We start from the raw sequence: 19,237 nt of genomic DNA, 5'->3' as shown, positions 1-19,237 counted from the left end.
GGCATGCGATTGGCCCTGTGCAACGAGGTCCTGCGCGAGATGCCCTTCGCGGCACAATGCGCGCGGGCGGCGGCGCTCGGCTATGCCGGGCTCGAGGTCGCGCCCTTCACCCTCGATGCCGAGGCGCCGCATCTCCTGCCCGCCCCGCGCCGGGCGGAGCTGCGCCGGGATGCGGCCGGGGCCGGCATCGCCCTCAGCGGGTTGCACTGGCTGCTGGTCGCACCCTCCGGCCTCTCCATCACCACCGCCGACCCGGCGGTCCGCGCTCGCACCCTCGACGTCATCGAGCGGCTGATCGCCCTCGCCGCCGATCTCGGCTGCGCTTACCTCGTCCACGGCTCCCCGGCGCAGCGCCGGGTGGAGGCCGAGGGCGACGCGGCCCGGGCCGAGGAGGCCATGGCCCGCATCGCCGCCTGGGCGGACGCGGCTGGCCTGACCTACTGCCTGGAGCCGCTGGCCGCGCGCGAGGCCAATTGGGCGACCACCGTCGCCGAGGCCGCCGCCATCGTCGAGCGCATCGGCAACCCATCGCTGCGGACCATGCTCGACGTCTCGGCCTCCGGGAACGGCGAGGCCGAGCCCCCCGATGCCCTGCTGGAGCGCTGGCTGCCGACCGGCCTCCTCGCCCATATCCACCTGAACGACCGCAACCGCCGCGCGCCGGGGCAGGGGAAGGACCGTTTCGCCCCGATCCTCGCCGTGCTCAGGCGGCAGGGCTATGCCGGCTGGTGCGGCGTCGAGCCCTTCGACTACGTGCCGGACGGGCCCGGCGCCGCCGCCTTTGCCGCCGGCTATCTCCAGGGCGTGCTGGAAGGGCTGGCATGACCGCTCCCCGCTTCCGCATCCTCGAGATCGAACGGCGCGAATGGCCCTTCCGCCTGCGCCTGCCCTTCCGCTTCGGCGTCATCACCGTGACCGAGGGGCGGCAGGCGGTCGTCCGCGCCCGCATCCGCGACGAGTCCGGCCGCGAGGGCTGGGGCGTCGCCGCCGAATCCCTCGCCGCCAAGTGGTTCGACAAGGACCCCGCGCTCAGCGACGCGCAGAACGAGCACCAGCTCCGCCGCTCGCTCGAACTCGCCGGCAACACCTCGCTGGCCGCCGGCGAAGCCACCGCCTTCGGCCACTTCGCCGATACCTATGCCGGCCATGCCGATGCCTGCGCCCGCGAGGGGCTGAACCCACTGGTCGCCAGCTACGGCCGCTCCCTCGTCGACCGCGCCGCGCTGGACGCGCTGTTGAAGCTGCACGGCCTCTCCTTCTTCGCCGGCATGGGCGCGAATATCGGCGGCCTGGCGCCGCATGCCGTGGCGCCCGACCTCGCCGGCTTCGATTTCGCCGCGATGCTGTCGGGGCTCACTCCCGCGCGCCGAATCCAGGCGCGGCACACGGTCGGGCTGGTCGACCCGATCACCGCCGCCGACCAATCCACGCGCGTCGATGACGGCCTGCCGGAGACGCTGGAGGAGGTCGCCGCCACCTACCACCATGGGTGGTGGAAGCTGAAGGTCGCCGGCGACATCGCCGCCGATGTCGACCGGCTCTGCCGCATCGCCTCCGTGCTCGACCGGCGGCCCGGCTACCACGTCTCGCTCGACGGCAACGAGCAGTATGCCGATGCCGAGGGCGTCGCCGCGCTCTGGCGGGCGATGGCCGCCGAGCCCCGCCTGAACCGCCTCTGCGCCGCCGTCGCCTATATCGAACAGCCTGTGAAGCGCGCCCGCGCGCTGGAGACGCGGATGGCCGCCCCGCGCCCCGTCATCATCGACGAGAGCGACGGCGCGCTCGACGCCTTCGTCCAAGCGCGCGGCCTCGGCTATGCCGGCGTCTCGTCGAAGGCCTGCAAGGGCGTCTGGCGCTCGCTGGTCAACCTCGCCCGCTGCCGGCAATGGAGCGACGGATACTTCATGACCGGCGAGGATCTGACGACGCTGGCCGGGGTCTGCGTGCAGCAGGACCTCGCGCTGGTGGCACTGCTCGGCCTCGCCCATGTCGAGCGCAACGGCCACCACTTCATCGACGGCTTCAACGGCCGCCCGAAGGCCGAGGCCGTGCGCTTCATGGAGGCGCACCCCGACCTCTATGCCGACACCCCACGCGGCCCCCGCATCGCCATGCGCGAAGGCAGGCTGGACCTCGGCTCGCTCGACGTCCCGGGCCTCGGCGCGACGGAGGAGCCTGACTACCAGGCCATGCAGCCCATGCCGAAGGCCGAATGGCCCCGCTGACGGAGGACACGACCATGCTGACGAGACGCCACCTGGCCGCATTGCCGCTGCTCGCCGCACCCGGCCTCGCCCGGGCGCAGGCCTGGCCAGCCCGGCCGGTCACCGTCATCGTGCCCTGGGCCGCGGGCGGCGGGGCGGATACCGTCACCCGCATCTTCGTCCAGGGTCTGGAGCGGGAGCTGAACCAGCCCGTCAACGTCGTCAACCGCACCGGCGGCAACGGCGTCACCGGCCACGCCGCCATCGCAAACGCCACGCCGGATGGCTACACGATCGGCACCGGCACCTCCGAATTCGCCAATTTCCGCGCCCTCGGCCTCGCCGAATTCGGGCCGGAGAGTCTCGACCTGCTGTCCCGCCTCGCCACCATCCCGGCCGGCGTCACGGTGCGGGCGGAGGCGCCGTGGCAGGACTTCAAGTCCTTCGCCGCGGCGCTGAAGGAGGGGCGACGCGGCAGCATCACCGGCTCCGGCGTCGGCGCCGGCGGTTCCTGGCACCTGGCGGCAGCGGGGATGGCGCGCAAGCTGGGCCTGGAGGCGGACCGCATCCGCTGGATCCCGAGCACCGGCGGCGCCCCCGCCCTGCAGGACCTCGTCGCGGGCGGCATCGGCGTCTTCACCGGCTCGCCGGTCGAGGCGCAGTCGCTGGCCTCGGCCGGGCGCATCCGCATCCTCGCCGTGATGGCCGAGCAGCGCATGACCATCCTGCCCGACGTGCCGACGCTACGGGAAAGCGGCCTCGACTGGGCCTATGCCAATTGGTTTGCGCTGGTCGCGCCGCGCGGCATGCCGGCACCGGTGCGCACGGCGCTGCTGGCGGCGGCCGAGCGCGCCCATGCCCGGCCGGAGGTGCGGGAGATGATGCAGGGCCGCGGCATCGTCCCCGTCTGGGACGGGCCTGACGCCTTCAGCCGCTTCGCCGTGCAGTTCGCCGAAACCTCCGGCGTGCTGCTGCGCGAACTCGGCTTGGCCCGCGCCTCATAGCAGGTCGATGAACAGCCGCGAGGATTGCTCGCGGAGGCGCGCGCGGAGGCCGCGCCGCTCCCACTCCGCGAGGCTCACCGGGCGGGCGCGGCCGAACTCGCGCGCGAGGATTCGCTCCAGCGTCGCCGCGGTATCGCGGCCGAGCACGACCGCATCCACCTCGTTGTTCCAGGCGACGCTGCGCCGGTCGAAGTTGGAGGAGCCGACCGCCGACCACACGCCGTCCACCACCGTCAGCTTGCCGTGCAGCACGCCGTCGGTGACCTCATAGATCTTCACCCCGGCCTCCAGCATGTCGTCATAGGCGGCATGCTGGGCGTTCAGCGCCTCCTGGCTGTCGCTGACGCTCGGCAGCAGCAGCCGCACATCGACGCCGCGACGGGCGGCGGCGCGCAGCACGCGGCGCTGCTGCCAGGTCGGCACGAAATAGCCGGTGCAGAGCCAGATCCGCTCGCGCGCCGCCTCCAGCGCCGTCACCAGGGCGATGTAGTAGCGCGGCTTCCGTTCGCCCGGCTCGCTGCCGAGGATGCGGATGCGCGCCGGCCCGACCTCCGCGAGGCGCGGGAACCAGAGGCGGGGCGCCAGCCTCTCCCCGTGCTCCTTCTCCCAGGTCTCGAAGAACAGACGCTGCATGGCGGCGACCGCCGGGCCCTCGATGCGGATGGAGGAATCGTGCCAGCAGGCCGCCTCCGTGTCGGTCGGCGTCGCGCCTGTGCCGCAGGGGTTCTGGTAGACGCGGTCGAGATTGACGCCGCCCATGATGCCGACGCGCCCGTCCACGACCAGCATCTTGCGGTGGTCGCGGTCGTTCGGCCTCCACCCGCGCTTTGCGGCCGTCGGGTCGAGCGGGTGGAATTCCAACGTCCGCGCCCCCGCCGCCCGCAGCGGCGACAGGTCGGTCCCGAGCGAGCCGTAGCCGTCATGGATGATGGTGACGGCGACGCCCTGCGCGAGCTTCACCTGCAGCAGCTCGAAGAGCGAAGGCCCCTCGACGCCGGGAATGCGGACATCCTGGAAAATGTAGAATTCGATGTTCACATGGTCCCTCGCCGCCGCGATGGCCTGGAAGGCGGCCTGGAACATGGCGACGCCGCCATCCAGCACCTCCACCCGGTTGCCGCCGAGCAGCGGGGCGCCATCCAGCGCCTCGGCGAGCAGCAACTGGCGTTCCATGGGGTCCGATGGCCCATCGGGCAGCACCGGGATCGCCGCGCAGCCCGAGAGTCCCGCCGCCAGCAGCCCGAGGCCGCGCCGTCCGATCCGCATATTCTCCATGCAGGACGTAACGTATCCGACCAGTTCCGGATCCGCGCCGTTTCGGATCAGCTTGGCGCGAGCGGCTCCGCTGCGGGTGTCGGCGCGGGCGAGGCCGGGCCGGGTTTCGGGCCTGGCGTCCCCGCCATCGCCAACTCCTCGGGCGTCGCCGCCAGTCCGCGACGGCGGAGGCGCTCGGAGAGGCCCGGTGCCGCCGTCGCCACGCAGAAGGGAATGGCGAGCAGCAGCCCGCCCGCCGGCGCCAGCGCCCATCCCACCGCCTCCGGCGCCGCCACCAGCAGCAGCCCGAAGACCAGCAGGCCGAACAGCGTATGTGGCCAAAGCAGCCGCGCCGCATCCGCCCAGGCAATGCCGCGCGCCGCCCGATTCTGCGGCGCCCAGCCCTGCCGCGCGCCGAAGGGCAGCCGCGCCAGGAACATCGCCTTGTTGAAGATGCTGACCGGGTCGAGCAGCGTGGTGAAGGCAAGCTCCGCCGCCGCGCCGCGAATGAAGGCCGGCCGCCCGCCATACCCCGCCGCGAGGCCAGGCTTCAGCAGCACCTCGGCATAGCCGCAAAGCTTGGGTGCATGCAGCATCGCCCAGACCGCCGCCATCAGCACGAGCAGCCAGCCGCCCGGCGTCTCCGCCGCCCCGCCGATCGCGGCATTGAGCGCGGCGAAGGCCAGCACGCCGGTCCAGAGCGGCGCCCCTAGGAAGAGCAGGATCGCCTGGATCAGCTGCCACCGCCCCATCCAGGTCATCCCCGGCAAGCGGAGCAGGGCGAAATACTGCATGTTCCCCGTCGCCCAGCGCAGGTCGCGCGCCATGAATTCCGGAAGCGCCGGCGGATTGCCCTCGAGGCTCCCCGCCTCCTCCGGCAGGCAGCAGACCTTCCAGCCGGCGGCATGCAGCCGCACCGCCTCCACCTGGTCATGGCTGAGGATCGGGCTGCCATCCGGCAGCGCCTCCAGCCGGCAATGGCGGCGGAAGGGCTCGGTGCGGATGATGGCATTGTGCCCCCAATAGGGACCCTCCGGCCCCTGCCACCAGGCCTGCCCCGTCGCCCAGGCGCGCATCCCGGCGCGCATGCCGAACTGGAACAGCCGCGGGAAGGCCGCCGCCGCCGGCCGCCCGACGATGAGTTGCTGTAGGATGGCGAGCTGCGGGTCCGCCTCCATGCAGGCGACGAGGCGCAGCACGGCGGCGGCCGACATCTCGCTGTCGGCATCGAGGCAGAGCATCAGCTCGGCCCCCTGCGCGTGATGGTCGAGGAAGTCCATCACGTTGCCGGCCTTGAACCCGGCATTGCCCTCCCGCCGCCGGTACCGCACGCCCGGGTAGCGGGCGCGGAAGTTCTCGACCGCCGCCGCCTCCGCCGCGGCCAGCGCCGGCTCCTGCGTGTCGGAGAGGAACCAGAGGGTGAAGCGCCCCGCCGCCCCCGCCGCCACCAGCCCATCGAGCAGCCGGGCGAGCGGCGGCAGCACCTGCTCCATCGCCTCGTTGCGGATGCAGACGGCGATGGCGGTCCGCATCCGCCCCCCGCCCGGCCGGATGTGGCGCAGCGCCGGCAGCACCGCCGCCGGCGGATGCGGCGCTCGCAGCAGGATCAGCAGCCCGACCAGCGCATTCGCCGCACAGAGCGCCGTCCAGGGCGCCGTGCCCGCGAAGCAGAGCAGGGTGAGCCCCTCCCACAGCGTCCAGCCGCCCGGCGCCATCACGCGGGCGGCGAGCCAGAGCTGCACCCCGGTCAGGGCCAGGCAGAGCAGGGCGAAGACGAGGCGGCGCGTGACCATCCCGCCCAGGCTATTGCGCCCGCGTGGCGGAATTGCGGATGGGCTACCCCGCCGCGATCCCCGCCGCCTGGATCACCCTCTGCCACTCGCCAAGTTCCCGCTCGATCCGCGCGGCGAACTCCGCCCGGCTGCCGGCGACAACGCTGAAGCCGATGCGGGTCAGCCGCGCCTCCGTCTCTCTCTGGCGGAGGGCGGCGACGAGGGCGGCATGCACTGCCTCCAGCACCGGCTCCTGCGTGGCGCGCGGGGCGACGAAGCTGTGCCAGCTGCCACCCTCGAAGCCGGGGACGCCGCCCTCATCCACCGTCGGCAGTTCGGGGAAGAGCGGATGCCGTGCCAGGCTGCCGACCGCCAGCGCCCGCAGCGCGCCGGACTGCACGTGCGGCGCCACGGTCGAGATGTTGAGGAAGGAGAGCTCCGTCGTCCCGGCGATGAGGTCCGTCACCGCAGCCGCGCCGCCGCCATAGGGCACATGGGTCAGCCGCGTGCCCGTCCGTTGGGCGAAAAGCTCCATCGTCAGGTGCTCGGAAGAGCCGATGCCGCTCGTCCCGTAGCTCGCCCCGTTCGGGTTGGCCTTCAGCCAGGCGACCAGCCCCGGCACGTCGCGCGGCGGGAAGCGCGGGTTGGCGACCAGCAGGTTGGGCGCGCTGATGGCGACGGTCAGCGGCGCGAAATCCCGCACCGGGTCATAGGGCAGGTTCGGCATGAGATGCGGGTTGATGGTGAGGATGCCGCTCGCCGCGATGAAGAGCGTATGCCCATCCGGTGCCGCCCGCGCGGCGAGGGCGGCGGCGACGGCGCCATTGGCGCCCGGCCGGTTCTCCACCACCACCGGCTGGCCGATGGCGGCCTGCAGCGCGGCGCCTGTGGCGCGGGCCAGGGTGTCGGAGGGTCCGCCGGCGACATAGGGCACCAGGATGGTAACCGGCCGGCTGGCCCAGCCGGCCTGGGCGCGGGCGAGATGGGGCAGGGCGAGGCCGGCGGCGGCCAGCAGCAAGGGGCGGCGTTGCATGATCGAGGCTCCCGGTCTTTCGGCCGGATCGCTTGGCAAGCCCCGTGCCGCCTTGCCGCTTGCGTCCCCGCATGGCCTCATGGTGCCAAGAACGGGGGAAGTCCAAGATGGAAGAAGCAGCGGATTACGTGATCCTCGGCGGCGGCTCGGCCGGCTGCGTGCTGGCCGCGAGGCTTTCCGAAGATCCTGCGGTGAAGGTGGTGCTGCTGGAGGCAGGCCCCTGGGACCGCAACCCCTGGATCCACATCCCCATGGGGTTCGCCCGGCTCTACGTCACCCGCAAATTCGACTGGAACTACCAGACCGAGGCGGAGCCGGAGCTGAAGGGCCGCAGCGTCTACTGGCCGCGCGGGCGGGTCATTGGCGGCTCGGGCAGCGTCAACGGGCTGGTCTTCCTGCGCGGCTCGCCGCGCGACTACGACCGCTGGGCGCAATCCGGCGCCCGCGGCTGGTCGCATGACGACTGCCTGCCCTATTTCCGCAAGCTGGAAACCTTCGCTGGGCCCGAGAGCGAGTATCGCGGCAAGGAAGGCCCGGTGCGCGTCGGCGAGGTGCCGGACCCCTCGCCCGGCTGCCAGGCCTTCGTCGCCGCCTGCGAGGCGCTCGGCTTCCCGCGCAACGCCGACAACAACGGCGCCTGGTTCGAGGGCGTGGCGCCCAACCAGCTCAACGTCCATCGTGGGCGGCGCTGGAGCCCGGCGGTCGCCTATCTGCGGCCGGCGCTGAAGCGGCCGAACCTCACCGTGCATACCGAGCAGGTCGGCCAGCGCATCATCCTCGAAGGCAACCGCGCGGTCGGCGTCGCGGTGCGCGGGCCGGACGGCGTCGAGCGCATCCACCGGGCGCGGCGCGAGGTGCTCCTCTCGGCCGGCGCCATCGAGAGCCCGAAGATGCTGATGCTGTCCGGCATCGGCGACGGCGCCGCCTTGCAGGCGCTCGGGATCGAGACGCGCGTCCACGCGCCGGAGGTGGGGAAGAACCTGCAGGACCACTTCATGATCCGCTTCGCCTTCCGCACCAGGCCCTGCGGCACGTTGAACGAGTTCATGGCGAACCCCTTCAAGACGGCGCAGCTCGGCCTCGATTGGGCGATCCGCCGGCGCGGGCAGATGGCGATCGGCGCCTCGGAGGCGAGCCTCTTCGCCCGCGTCCTGCCCGGCTCCGAGGAGGCCGAGGTGCAGTTCCAGTATGTCAATTACAGCCTCAGCAACCAGGCCGCCTCGGCGGCGGCGCTGGCGAAGCATCCGGGCTTCACCTTCAACTTCTGCCAGTGCCGGCCGGACAGCCGGGGCGAGCTGGCGCTGCGCTCGCCGCGCGTCGAGGACAAGCCGCGGATCGAGGCGCGCTACCTGACCGCGCCATCGGACGTGCATGTGATGCTCGAGGCGGCGAAGCTTGCCCGGCGCATCTCCTCGACCCAGCCCTTCGCCGGGTTGATCGAGGAGGAGGAGGCGCCGGGTCCGCAGACCGGCGGCGACGAGGCGATGCTCGACTACATCCGCGCGGCGGGGACGACCGTGTACCATCCCTGCGGCACCAACCGCATGGGCGCCGACGACCGCAGCGTCGTCGACACCGAGCTCCGCGTCCGCGGCGTGCAGGGGCTGCGCGTGGTGGATGCCTCGGTCTTCCCGCTGGTGCCTTCCTCCAACATCCACCCGGCGGTGCTGATGACGGCGGAGAAGGCGGCGGACGCGATCAAGCGGGCCGCCTGACCAGCCGCGCCATCGCCAGGCAGCCGAGCACCGGCCCCGGGGCGAGCAGGGCGAAGGCCCCGCCGCCCCAGCCGAGCCAGGCTTCTGCGACGGGCATCAGGTGGATCGCCGGGAGGGTGAGGGCGAAGCCGAGCGAGGTCTGCACCGTCAGCATCGTGCCCGAAAGGCCGGGCGGCGAGGCCTCGGCGACGGCGGCCGAGAACTGCGCGGAATCGGCGACGACCGTGGCGCCCCAGGCGAGGCACAGCGCCATCACCAGCCAGGGCGCCGCGCCGAAGGCGGGCCCGGCGAGCAGGCAGCAGGCGCCGCTCACCGCCATCGCCCCGATGGTCAGGCGCGCCCGGCCGATGCGGTCGGCCATCCACCCGCCGGCGATGCAGCCGAGCGCGCCGGCCGCCATCACCGCGAAGCTGGCCAGCGCCGGGCTGGCGGCGCTGCCCACGGCAGCGAAGCTCGCCGCGAGATAGGCGCCGATCCAGGCCCACATCGCATAGAGCTCCCACATATGGCCGAGATAGCCGAGGGTCGCGAGCCGGGTGCCGCGATGGCGGAACAGCTCCAGCGCCAGCCCCGGCCGGAAGGGCGGTGCTGCGGCATGGCGCGGCCCGGGCCGGGCCAGCAGGATCAGCCCCGCCGCCAGCAGCGCGGCGAGCGAGGCGAGGCCCACGGCACTCCGCCAGCTGAGCCCGCCCAGCGCATTGGCGAGATGCGGCGAGGCGGAGCCGAGCGTCAGCCCGCCGACCAGCAGCCCGACCACGAGCCCCGCATCCCTGGGCCCGGCCCAGCCCGCGGCGAGCTTCATCCCGACCGGATAGACGCAGGCGAGTGCGAGCCCGGTCACGCCCCGCGCCGCGATCACCAGCGCATCGCCCGGCGGCAGCAGCAGGATCGCCGCATTGGCGGCGGCGCCGAGCAGGCAGGCGCCGGCGATCAGCCGCCGCGGCTCGACCCGGTCAGGCAGGGCGAGCGCCGCGCTCGCCAGCGTTCCCAGCACGAAGCCGAGCTGCACCCCGCCCGTCAGCCAGGCGAGGAAGCCGGGCGGCAGCGCCGCCTCCCGCGCCATCGCCGGCCCCGCCGCGGTGCCCGAGAACCAGAGCGAGAGGGCCAGCACCTGCGCCAGCGTGATGAGGGCGAGGCTGGCGGCCTTCCGCCTAGTAGGCGGAGGCGAGCTCCCCGTCCCCGCTCTCGACGGGGACGCAGACATGGCGCATGCCGCGCCGGGGGGTGAGCTGGGCGGTGGCGGCCTCGCAGGCATGCAGGTCCTTGTAGAGGCGGAAGCCGATGGTCGGCGCATTCTGCGGGATGACGACTTCCGGCGGCAGGTTGGGCGCGGCAGCGAGGCTGGCGACGGCGGCGACGACGATGACGAAGTCGGTCATGATGGCCTCCTGGCGGAAGCGCAATGCCTCCGCGGTCACCATGGGCTCATCGAACCGTGGCCGTAGCTGTATTCACTGTCATGTTGGTCACTAATCGACCGAGGCGCCGGACGCCTTGACCACCGGCGCCCAGGCGGCGACCTGCTGGCGCATGTACTCGTTATAGGCCGCCGCCGGCAGCGGCGCCGGCTCCGCGCCGAATTCGCGGATGCGGCCGGCGATGCCTGGATCGGCCAGCGCCTCCAGGATCTCGCCGCCGAGGCGGTCGGTGATGGGTCGCGGCAGGCCCGCAGGCGCCGCGATCCCGTACCAGGAGGCGACGTCGAAATCGGCGATGCCGCTTTCCTGCAAGGTCGGCAGCTCCGGCATGGTGGTCGCGCGCCCGGCGGTGGAGACGGCGAGCGCGCGCAACAGGCCGCCCAGCACCTGCTGCCGGCTGGCCGGCGCATTGTCGATGGCGAAGAGCACCTCGCCATTCATCACCGCCGCCATGCTCGGCGCCGTGCCGCGATAGGGGACGTGGATGGTCTCGATCCCCGTCCTGAGGCCGAGCAGCACGCCGGAGAGATGCGAGGAGGTGCCGGTGCCGGCCGAGGCGAAGGTCGCCGCCTGCGGGTTGGCGCGCATGAAGGCGATGAGCGCAGCGACGTCGCGGTGCGGGCTGTCGCCCTTGACGATCAGCACGTTCGGCATGCGGGCGATGCGGCAGAGGCCCGGCAAATCCTTCAGCGGGTCGAAGGAAAGGCGCCGGTAGAGCGTCGGCCCGATGCCGTGCGAGGCGATGTGGTTGACGAAGAAGCTGTAGCCGTCCGGCGCGCTGCGGGCGGCGACCTCGGCGCCGAGCATGCCGCCGGCGCCGGGCCGCGGGTCGATGACCAGCGGCTGACCGAGCCGCTCGCGCAACCGGGTTTCCATCAGCCGGAGGAAGATGTCGGAGACGCCGCCCGCCGCCGCGCCGATGATGAAGCGCAGCGGCCGGTCCGGCCAGGTGCCCGTGCCCTGGGCCCGCGCGATGGCCGGTGCCGCCAAAAGCCCGAGCAGGGCCCGCTTTCCGAGACGCATGATGCTTCCTCCCCGTTTTGCGGGCGAGCATAGCATCCCCGGCGTCGGTTGACGCCGCCCCGGCCGGATGCTGCCTTGCCGCCCGCCGACGACCCGCCCCACACCCTTCCGCCGCCATGCCTGGCTGGCCCTCCTGCTGCTCGCCGGCTGCACCGGCAACGGGCCGCAGCAGCTCGACACCGACCAGGTCGGCTATGCCCAGGCGCTCGGCGACGGGCTGAAGCGGCAGATGCTGCTGAACATGGTGCGGCTGCGCTATGCCGACGTGCCGACCTTCCTTTCGGTCAGCCAGGTCATCACCGGCTACACGCTCCAGACCACCGGGCAGGTCGGGCTGAACGCCTACCCCACCGCCAATCCGGGGAATTACGCCACCCTCTCCGGCACCATGCAGTACACGACGCGGCCGACCTTCACCTTCACGCCGATGACCGGCGAGCAGTTCGCCCAGTCCTACCTGCGGCCGCTGGCGGCGGCGGAGCTGCTGTCGCTGGCGCAGAGCGGCGCGCCGGTGGACCTGCTCTTTCGCCTCGGCGTGCAGTCGGTGAACGGCATGCCGAACGGCGCGACGCGAGGCGGCGAGGCGCAGGAAGCCTCGGGCGGCTTCCTCGCCCTGGTCGGGGTATTGCGCCAGGCGCAGGCGGCGGGGGCGGTCGGGCTGCGCTTCGAGCGGCGTGGCGGCGTCGGCCGCGTCTTCCTGTTGCTCGAGGGTAGCGCGCCGGCGGTGCGCCAGGCCCGCAGCCTGCTCGGCCTCGGCCCGTCCGAGCGGGAGGCGGAGGTGGTCTACGGCCGGACGCGGGCCGGACGTGGCCAGGTGGCGATCCTGACGCGCTCCGTCCTCCAGGTGCTCTACGAGCTCGGCGCGCAGATCGAGGTGGCGGAGGCGGATGTCGCCCGCGGCGATACCCCCGCGACGGATGGCGGCTTCGGCGAGCGGCTGATCCGCATCCGCCAGGGCCCGCGTGCCCCGGCGGATGCCTATGCCGCCGTGCCCTACCGCCAGCGCTGGTTCTGGGTGGAGCAGGACGACTACCGCTCCAAGTCCAGCTTCACTTTCGCCTATATCCTGCAGGTCCTGGCCGAGAGCGGGCGCGGCCAGCCGACGCCCGTGGTCACCATCCCGGCGCAGTAGCAGGCCCTATCCCCGCCGCGGCCTGTCGTGCCGGGCGAGGATGGAGCGGAGCAGGTTCTTGATCGCCTCCGCCTCGGCGGGCGGATGGCGGGCGAGCAAATCCGCCTCATGCGCCTTGGCGGCCAGCGCCAGGTCCTCCGCCATTGCCCGCCCGGCCGCTGTGAGGCCGACCCGCACCACGCGGCGGTCCCGCTGGTCCGGACTGCGGCAGACCAGGCCGGACCGAGCCATGCGGTCGAGCAGCTTGGTCATGGTTGGCTGCTGCAGCAGGCAGATCTCGGCGAGGCCGGTGACCGTCTCGCCCTCGCTGCCGATGAGGGCGCTCAGCACGCGCCAGACCGCGACCGAAATGCCACGCCGGCGCAATTGCTCGTGGAATTCGCTGGAAACCTGGTGCGCGGCACGGGCCAGCAGATACACGAGGTAGTCGTCGATGAAGCGAACCCCTGAGGGCGGAGAGGGAATTTCCATAGCGGTATCGCGGCGTCGTCCTTTGAGGGCTTTCGATACGATACCAAATCCGATGAGGAAAATCTTCGAAATAATACGTCCTAAATATAAGTGCTAATTCATTTGAATTGCCCGGTGGTCGGGCCATCGATAGGAGGGAACATGCTTGCCGACCGGATCGAAGCACCCTGGGTCGAGGCCTTCGAGGCCGTGCTGCGGCTCTGCGGCGCCGGAGCGGGATTGCCCGTCTGCCTCCTCGGCGAAAGCCAGTCCCGAGCGCTGAACCTCGACCTCGCCGAACTCGCCGCCCTCCGCCTCGGCTGCCGGCCCTTCCGCTGCATCCTGCCGACCTCCGCCTCCACCGCCCCGGTGCCAGTGCGCTCCACCGGCGCCTCGCGCGCCATCGGCGGCCATCCCGGGGTGATGGCGGCCCTCGCCGCGGCACCGCTCATCCTCGACCTGACGGTGGAGGGGCTGCTGCACGCGCCCGAACTCCCCGCCATCCTCAAGGCGGGCAGCCGGGTGCTGATGGTCTCGAACGAGCACCCGGAGATCCTCGCCCGCCTCGTCCCCCGCCCCGAGGACGAGGCGCCGGTGAAGGCCGCGGTGAGGCGCGCCCGCGCCGCCCGGCGGATGCATGTCACCTCCGCCGCCGGCACCGACCTGCATGTGGTGATGGAAGGCGCCGCCGTCGCCGGCGTCTGGGGCTGGACCGACCGGCCGGGCACCGTCGCGCACTGGCCGGGCGGCATCCTCGTCGCCTTCCCGCGCGCCGGCAGCGTCCACGGCACCCTGGTGCTGGACGCGGGCGACGTGAACCTGACCTTCAAGCGCTACCTGGAGCGCGCGGTGCGCCTGACGCTCGCGGACGACCACATCGTCGCTGTCGAAGGGGAGGGGGCCGATGCCGAGATGATGCGGCGCTACCTCTCGGCCTGGGGCGACCGCGCCGCCTATGCCGTCTCGCATGTCGGCTGGGGCCTCAACCCGCGCGCGCGCTACGAGGCGCTTGCCTTCTACGACCGGCGCGACACCAACGGCACGGAGCTGCGCGCCTTCGCCGGCAATTTCCTGTTCTCGACCGGCGCCAACGAATTCGCCGGCCGCTTCACCGAGGGGCATTTCGACATCCCCGTCCGCAACTGCACCATCACCCTCGATGGCGAGGCGGTGGTGGAGGAAGGAAGGCTGCTGCCATGACCGAGGCCCCGATCCCCGCCTGGCAGGAGCATGGCGAGGGCCGGCGCGCCATCGTCCTCCTGCACGGGCTCGGCGGGAATGCCGGACTCTGGGGACCGACCCTGCCGGCGCTCGCCGGGTATCGCGTGCTTGCTTGGGACATGCCGGGCTACGGCGCCTCGGCGCCGGTGGAGCCGGGCTTTCCCGCGCTTGCCGCCGCGCTCGGGCGGATGCTGGACGCGGCGGGGCTGGAGCGCGCCGACCTCGTCGGCCATTCGATCGGCGGCATGGTGGCGCTGGAATTCGCCCTCACCTGGCCGGAGCGGGTGCGCAGCCTGACGCTCTATGCCAGCCCGCCGGCCTTCGGCGGCCGCGACCCCACCTTCCGCGAGCGCTTCCTCGCCGACCGCCTGGCGCCGCTCGAGGCCGGGCAGAGCCTCGCCGACATCGCGCCGCAGGTCGTCGCCCGCATGCTCGGCGACAATCCCGACCCGGCCGCCGCCCCGGCCGCCATCGCCAGCATGGCGGCGGTGCCGGAGGCGGGCTACCGCGCCGCGCTCGCCACCCTCGTCACCTTCGACCGCCGCGACGATCTCGGCCGGCTCGACATGCCTTGCCTCGTGCTGGTCGGCGAGGCGGATCCGCTCGCCCCCTTCCACGTCATGCACTGGACGGCGAGCGCCATTCCCGGCGCGCGGATGGCGATCATCGCCGATGCCGGGCACCTCGCCCATCTCGAACGGCCGAGCGACGTCAACATCATGCTGACCAGCTTCCTCGACCGGGTGGGAGGGGACTGAACGCATGGCCGCGCCGCTCTTCGACCCCGCCGCCTTCCGCCTGACGCCGGAGGAGGCCGCGCTCACCGCCATGGCGCGCGAGTTCGGCGAAGCCGTGCTCGCCCCGCGGGCCGCCCTCTGGGACCGCGAGGCGCGCTTCCCGACCGAGAATTACCGCGACATGGCGGCGAACGGCCTGCTCGGCCTCTGCATCCCCCGCGCGGAGGGCGGGCTCGGCGCCGGCTTCCGCGCCTATTGCCTGGCCGCGGCCGAACTCGGCCGCTTCTGCGGCGCGACCGCGCTCACCTGGAACATGCATGTCTGCTCGACGCTCTGGACCGGCGCCCTGAGCGACGACCTGGAGATGGACGCCGCGCTGCGTGACGCCCACCATGCCCGCCGCCGCCTGCACTACCGGCGCATCCTCGAGGAAGGCGCCGTCTACTCGCAGCCCTTCTCCGAGGGCGGCGCGGCGGCGGCCGGCGCCGCGGCCTTCGGCACCGTGGCCCGGCCCGTCCCCGGCGGCTGGCGCGTCACCGGGCGGAAGATCTTTGCCAGCCTCGCAGGACATGCCGACTATTACGGCATCCTCTGCACCGAGCAGCGCGAGGGCGAGGCGCCGCTTTCCCGCCGCGACACGCTCTACCTCGCCATCCCCCGCGACGCGCCCGGCGTTTCCGTCACCGGCGAGTGGGACCCGCTCGGCATGCGCGGCACCGTCTCGCGCACGCTGGTGTTCGAGGACGTCATGGTCGGCGCGGAGGCGGCGCTGATGCCGCCCGGCCTCTACATGCAGGCGGCCAGCCGCTGGCCGCACATGTTCCTGACGCTGAGCCCGACCTATATGGGCATCGCCCAGGCGGCCTACGACTTCACCGTCGCCTATCTGCGCGGCGAGGTGCCGGGGATGCCGCCGGTGAAGCGGCGCATGTACGCCACCAAACAGATCGCCGTCGCCGAGATGCGCATAGCGCTGGAACAGGCCAAGGCATTGTGGTTCCAGGCGGTCACCGAGGCCGGTCCCGACCCCTCGCCGGAGCAGGTGCAGCGCGCCTGGGCCGCGCAGCACAGCGTGATGGAGAATGCCGCCGCCATCGCCGCCCGCGCGGTCCGCACCTGCGGCGGCCAGGCGATGCTGAAGTCGCTCCCGCTCGAACGCCTCTACCGCGATGCGCGTTGCGGCTCGCTCATGCTGCCCTGGACAGCGGAACTCTGCGTCGACCGGCTCGGCCGGGACTGCCTCTACAAGAAGGGCGAGACCGATTGATCTGCAGCATCATCCTGCGCCATGCCGAACACGCTCCCGATTCCATTGCGCTGACCTTCGGTGACGAGCAGATCACCTATGCCGAACTCGCCCGCCGCATCCATGCCGCGGCGGCCATGCTGGAGGCGAGGGGCTACGGCCATGGCGACTGCATCGCCTATCTCGGTCACAACCATCCCGGCCAGATCGTCCTGGCCCTCGCCTGCGCTGGGCTCGGCTGCCTGTTCCTGCCGCTGAACTGGCGCCTGGCGCCGCCCGAGTTGCGCCACATCCTCGACGATTCCGGCGCCGCCGCGCTCTTCGCCCTGCCGGAGATGGCGATGCCCGCCCGCCGCGCCGCGCCGAAGGACTGCCCCGTCCTCGACGCCGCCGAGGCCTGGCGCGACGCGCCGGGCCCCTGCCTGCTCGGCGTCACGCCGCTGACCGAGATGGAGGACCCGATGCTGCTGGCCTATACCAGCGGCACGACGGGCCATCCGAAGGGCGTCGCGCTCGACCATCGCGCGGTGATGGTCAACGCCATCAACAGCCAGCACATGCATGCGCTGGCCGGGGCGGACCGCGTGCTGACGGTGCTGCCGATGTTCCATCTCGGCGGCCTCAACATCCAGACCCTGCCGGCGCTGCTGTTCGGCGCCGAGGTTGTGCTGCTGCCGCGCTTCGAGCCGGAGGCCTTCTTCCTCGCCTGCGCCCGCAGCCGGCCGACGCTGAGCCTGCTGGTGCCGGCGGTGATGCAGGCGCTGGTCGAGCATCCGCTCTGGGCGACGGCCGACCTTTCCAGCCTGCGCGCCGTCGGCGCCGGCTCCTCCGAGGTGCCGCTGCCGCTGATCGAGGCCTTCCACGCCCGCGGCATCCCCGTGCAGCAGGTCTATGGCGCGACGGAGACGGGGCCGATCGCCATCTACCAGACACGGGCGGAGGCGCTGGCGCATCCCGGCTCCATCGGCCGCCAGGCGCTGCACGGCGCCGCCCGCATCGTCGATGCGGAGGGCGAGCCGCTGCCCGCGGGCGAGGTCGGCGAGATCGAGGTGAAGGGCCTGCACGTCGCCCGCGGCTACCGGAACGCGCCGGAGGAAGGCGAGGAGCCCTGGCGCGACGGCTGGTTCGCCACCGGCGACCTTGGCTGGCGCGATGCGGATGGCCGCTTCTGGTTCACCGACCGGCGCAAGCACCTCATCATCTCGGGTGGCGAGAACGTTTATCCGGCGGAAGTGGAGCGCGTGCTGCGCGGCGCACCGGGCGTGCTGGAATGCGCCGTCTGCGGCCGGCCCGACCCGCGCTGGGGCGAGGTGCCGGTCGCCATCGTCGTCCCCGGCCCGGACTTCGACGCGGCGCGGATGCTGGCCTATTGCAAGGACCGGCTCGCCCGTTTCAAGCATCCGCGCGCCGTGGTGACGGTGGAGGCGCTGCCGCGGACCGCCCTCGGCAAGGTCCGGCTGGAGGCGTTGCGCCAACTGGCGCGGGGTGAGGGCGGCTAATCCGCTTCGCCGCTGAAAGCCGGCATGGTGGCGTGGCCCGGCGCGCTGGCGCCGCGGCCGCGCAGCACCAGCAGCGTGCAGCGCAGCATCAGCGCAAGGTCGCCGCCGAGGCTTTGCCGTGCCGCATAGCGCGCATCGAGGGCGAGGCGTGGCCCCCAGGGCAGCGCGTTCCGCCCTGCCGCCTGCGCCAGCCCGGCCAGCCCTGGCCGCACGCGGAGCCGCGCCGCCTGCGCCGGGCGGTAGAGGGGCGTGTAGGCGACGGGCAGCGGCCGCGGCCCGACCAGGCTCATCTCGCCGCGCAGCACGTTGAGAAGCTGCGGCAGCTCGTCGAGCGCGCTCGCCCGCAGCCACCGCCCGAAGCGGCCGAGACGGGCCGCGTCGCTGCCCGGCCCCTCGGCCATGCTGCGGAATTTCAGCAGGGTGAAGGGCCGTCCGCCGCGCCCTGCCCGCTGCTGCCGGAACAGCACCGGCCGCCCGAGCCGCATCCGCACCGCGAGCGCCGTGAGCCCCAGCACCGGCGCCAGCAGCAGCAGCAGCAGCCCGGCGCCGGCCAGGTCGAGCAGCCGCTTGCCGCCCCGCTCATACATGCCGCTCCCGCGCCTCCACCCCGAGCGAGAGCAGCAGGCCGAGGGCGAACCAGACCATCCGGTTGCCCAGATCGGTCGAAACCATGGCGGTCAGCGCCACCGGCAGCGTCAGCGCGGCGATGCGCGCCGCCCGCCCCGGTGCCACCAGCGGCGCCCGCAGCAGTGCCAGCCCTGCGCCCCCGCCGAAGGCCATCAGCCAGAAGGCGAAGCCCGGCAGCCCGGCCTCCGCCAGCATCTCCAGCGCATGGTTGTGCGGGTGCAGGCTGCGGTCGTCGCCGCTGCCGGCGGCCAGGGTGAAGCCGCCGGTGCCGAGGCCGAAGGGCGCCGCCTCGCCCGCCCAGCGCAGCGCTTCGCCCCAGAGCAGGATGCGGGTCGGCGTCGCCTCCGCCGGGTCGCCGAAGAACCGGTCGAGGGTGCGGAGGATAGCGGCCTCCTCCGGCATGGCCAGCAGCAGGGCGAGCCCGCCCGTCGCGGCCAGCGCCACCCCGGCAAGCCAGCCGAGCGCAGCCCGCGGCCGCCGCAGCAGCCAGAAGCGCAGCGCCGGCGCCCCCGCGAGCCCGAGCCCGAGGCCGAGCGCCGCCGCCCGGCCCCCCGGCACCAGCGAGGCCGCCGCCAACCCCAGCACCACGAGCCCCCAGCCCAGCCGCGCCCAGCCCACGGCCTCGGTCAGCCGCACCGCCGCCAGCCCGCCGGCGCAGGCGATCGCCAGCCCGGCAAGCTGGTACTGCACCCGGATGCGCGCCGGGTCGGCGCCGACCTCGCCGCCCAGCACCACCGCATCCCGCGCCAGCCCCCAGGCGATGCCTGCCCCGACCAGCAGCCCGATCGGCACCACCGCCGCGGTGAAGCGCCGGAGCGTCGGCGCATCGGCTCCGACCAGCAGCCCCGCCGCCAGCATGGCCGGGCCGAGCAGCACCACCTGCGGCAGCTTCTCGGCGAGCA

The 19,237-nt window shown here is 73.0% G+C and carries 18 protein-coding genes; 9 read left to right on the top strand and 9 right to left on the bottom strand.

From position 1 onward, the window contains the following. Positions 1 to 3 precede the first annotated feature (3 nt). Genes LH62_RS04825 through LH62_RS04815 form a run of 3 tightly spaced genes read left to right on the top strand, consistent with a single transcriptional unit; the run spans position 4 to position 3,208 of the window. Positions 4 to 825, top strand: coding sequence for a sugar phosphate isomerase/epimerase (locus LH62_RS04825; RefSeq protein ID WP_043359633.1), 822 nt, complete (start codon positions 4 to 6; stop codon positions 823 to 825). Further along, on the top strand, positions 822 to 2,225 hold the full coding sequence (locus LH62_RS04820) for a mandelate racemase (RefSeq protein ID WP_043359631.1): 1,404 nt from the start codon (positions 822 to 824) through the stop codon (positions 2,223 to 2,225). The genes LH62_RS04825 and LH62_RS04820 overlap by 4 nt, the downstream gene beginning before the upstream one ends. Positions 2,226 to 2,239: 14 nt before the next feature. Next, on the top strand, positions 2,240 to 3,208 hold the full coding sequence (locus LH62_RS04815; protein ID WP_052214936.1) for a tripartite tricarboxylate transporter substrate binding protein: 969 nt from the start codon (positions 2,240 to 2,242) through the stop codon (positions 3,206 to 3,208). On the opposite strand, the gene LH62_RS04810 is transcribed toward LH62_RS04815, so the two are convergent. The 3 genes from LH62_RS04810 to LH62_RS04800 are packed head-to-tail and all read right to left on the bottom strand — an operon-like array spanning position 3,203 to position 7,267. Then, positions 3,203 to 4,474 (bottom strand): phosphatidylserine/phosphatidylglycerophosphate/cardiolipin synthase family protein, encoded by a 1,272-nt coding sequence (locus tag LH62_RS04810; RefSeq protein WP_160299772.1) that lies wholly within the window; start codon positions 4,472 to 4,474, stop codon positions 3,203 to 3,205. The genes LH62_RS04815 and LH62_RS04810 overlap by 6 nt on opposite strands. A gap of 56 nt (positions 4,475 to 4,530) precedes the next feature. After that, complete coding sequence (gene mdoH / locus LH62_RS04805; protein WP_255360011.1) at positions 4,531 to 6,288, bottom strand: glucans biosynthesis glucosyltransferase MdoH; 1,758 nt, start codon at positions 6,286 to 6,288, stop codon at positions 4,531 to 4,533. Between the two features lie 10 nt (positions 6,289 to 6,298). Further along, positions 6,299 to 7,267, bottom strand: coding sequence for a tripartite tricarboxylate transporter substrate binding protein (locus LH62_RS04800; RefSeq protein ID WP_043359627.1), 969 nt, complete (start codon positions 7,265 to 7,267; stop codon positions 6,299 to 6,301). A gap of 107 nt (positions 7,268 to 7,374) precedes the next feature. On the opposite strand from LH62_RS04800, the gene LH62_RS04795 reads away from it, so the two are divergent. Then, positions 7,375 to 8,982 carry a GMC family oxidoreductase gene (locus LH62_RS04795; RefSeq protein WP_043359626.1) on the top strand — a complete coding sequence of 536 codons (1,608 nt, stop codon included), beginning with the start codon at positions 7,375 to 7,377 and terminating at the stop codon, positions 8,980 to 8,982. Here the strand turns inward: LH62_RS04795 and LH62_RS04790 are convergent. The 3 genes from LH62_RS04790 to LH62_RS04780 all read right to left on the bottom strand — a co-directional run bounded on the left by LH62_RS04790 (position 8,966) and on the right by LH62_RS04780 (position 11,423). Then, on the bottom strand, positions 8,966 to 10,186 hold the full coding sequence (locus tag LH62_RS04790; RefSeq protein WP_052213712.1) for an MFS transporter: 1,221 nt from the start codon (positions 10,184 to 10,186) through the stop codon (positions 8,966 to 8,968). The genes LH62_RS04795 and LH62_RS04790 overlap by 17 nt on opposite strands. Next, entirely contained in the window at positions 10,134 to 10,361 is a 228-nt protein-coding gene (locus LH62_RS04785; protein ID WP_144404378.1) for a hypothetical protein, read from the bottom strand. The genes LH62_RS04790 and LH62_RS04785 overlap by 53 nt, the downstream gene beginning before the upstream one ends. 90 nt (positions 10,362 to 10,451) lie before the next feature. Continuing rightward, positions 10,452 to 11,423, bottom strand: a complete 972-nt coding sequence (locus tag LH62_RS04780) for a tripartite tricarboxylate transporter substrate binding protein (RefSeq protein WP_043359622.1) — start codon at positions 11,421 to 11,423, stop codon at positions 10,452 to 10,454. A 67-nt stretch (positions 11,424 to 11,490) separates the two neighbouring features. On the opposite strand from LH62_RS04780, the gene LH62_RS04775 reads away from it, so the two are divergent. Next, positions 11,491 to 12,555, top strand: coding sequence for a hypothetical protein (locus LH62_RS04775; RefSeq protein WP_052213711.1), 1,065 nt, complete (start codon positions 11,491 to 11,493; stop codon positions 12,553 to 12,555). Positions 12,556 to 12,561: 6 nt separating this feature from the next. Here the strand turns inward: LH62_RS04775 and LH62_RS04770 are convergent, their stop codons facing one another. Continuing rightward, positions 12,562 to 13,026 carry a MarR family winged helix-turn-helix transcriptional regulator gene (locus tag LH62_RS04770; RefSeq protein ID WP_043359619.1) on the bottom strand — a complete coding sequence of 155 codons (465 nt, stop codon included), beginning with the start codon at positions 13,024 to 13,026 and terminating at the stop codon, positions 12,562 to 12,564. Positions 13,027 to 13,167: 141 nt separating this feature from the next. Here LH62_RS04770 and LH62_RS04765 point away from each other — a divergent pair, with 141 nt between their 5' ends. The 4 genes from LH62_RS04765 to LH62_RS04750 are packed head-to-tail and all read left to right on the top strand — an operon-like array spanning position 13,168 to position 17,708. Next, positions 13,168 to 14,205 carry a hypothetical protein gene (locus tag LH62_RS04765; protein ID WP_043359616.1) on the top strand — a complete coding sequence of 346 codons (1,038 nt, stop codon included), beginning with the start codon at positions 13,168 to 13,170 and terminating at the stop codon, positions 14,203 to 14,205. Then, entirely contained in the window at positions 14,202 to 14,984 is a 783-nt protein-coding gene (locus tag LH62_RS04760) for an alpha/beta fold hydrolase (protein WP_043359614.1), read from the top strand. The genes LH62_RS04765 and LH62_RS04760 overlap by 4 nt, the downstream gene beginning before the upstream one ends. Before the next feature lie 4 nt (positions 14,985 to 14,988). Then, positions 14,989 to 16,230, top strand: a complete 1,242-nt coding sequence (locus LH62_RS04755; protein WP_043359613.1) for an acyl-CoA dehydrogenase family protein — start codon at positions 14,989 to 14,991, stop codon at positions 16,228 to 16,230. Continuing rightward, entirely contained in the window at positions 16,227 to 17,708 is a 1,482-nt protein-coding gene (locus LH62_RS04750) for a class I adenylate-forming enzyme family protein (protein WP_043359611.1), read from the top strand. The genes LH62_RS04755 and LH62_RS04750 overlap by 4 nt, the downstream gene beginning before the upstream one ends. On the opposite strand, the gene LH62_RS04745 is transcribed toward LH62_RS04750, so the two are convergent. Together LH62_RS04745 and LH62_RS04740 are read right to left on the bottom strand one after the other, a co-directional pair. Then, positions 17,705 to 18,295, bottom strand: coding sequence for a sugar transferase (locus LH62_RS04745; protein WP_043359609.1), 591 nt, complete (start codon positions 18,293 to 18,295; stop codon positions 17,705 to 17,707). The genes LH62_RS04750 and LH62_RS04745 overlap by 4 nt on opposite strands. Beyond that, on the bottom strand, positions 18,288 to 19,237 hold a 950-nt coding region (locus tag LH62_RS04740; RefSeq protein ID WP_236552473.1), incomplete at its 5' end, for an O-antigen ligase family protein. The genes LH62_RS04745 and LH62_RS04740, both read right to left, overlap by 8 nt.

Source organism: Belnapia sp. F-4-1 (genome assembly GCF_000802185.1).
Lineage (GTDB): Bacteria > Pseudomonadota > Alphaproteobacteria > Acetobacterales > Acetobacteraceae > Belnapia.
This window is presented reverse-complemented; position numbering and strand designations above follow the sequence as displayed.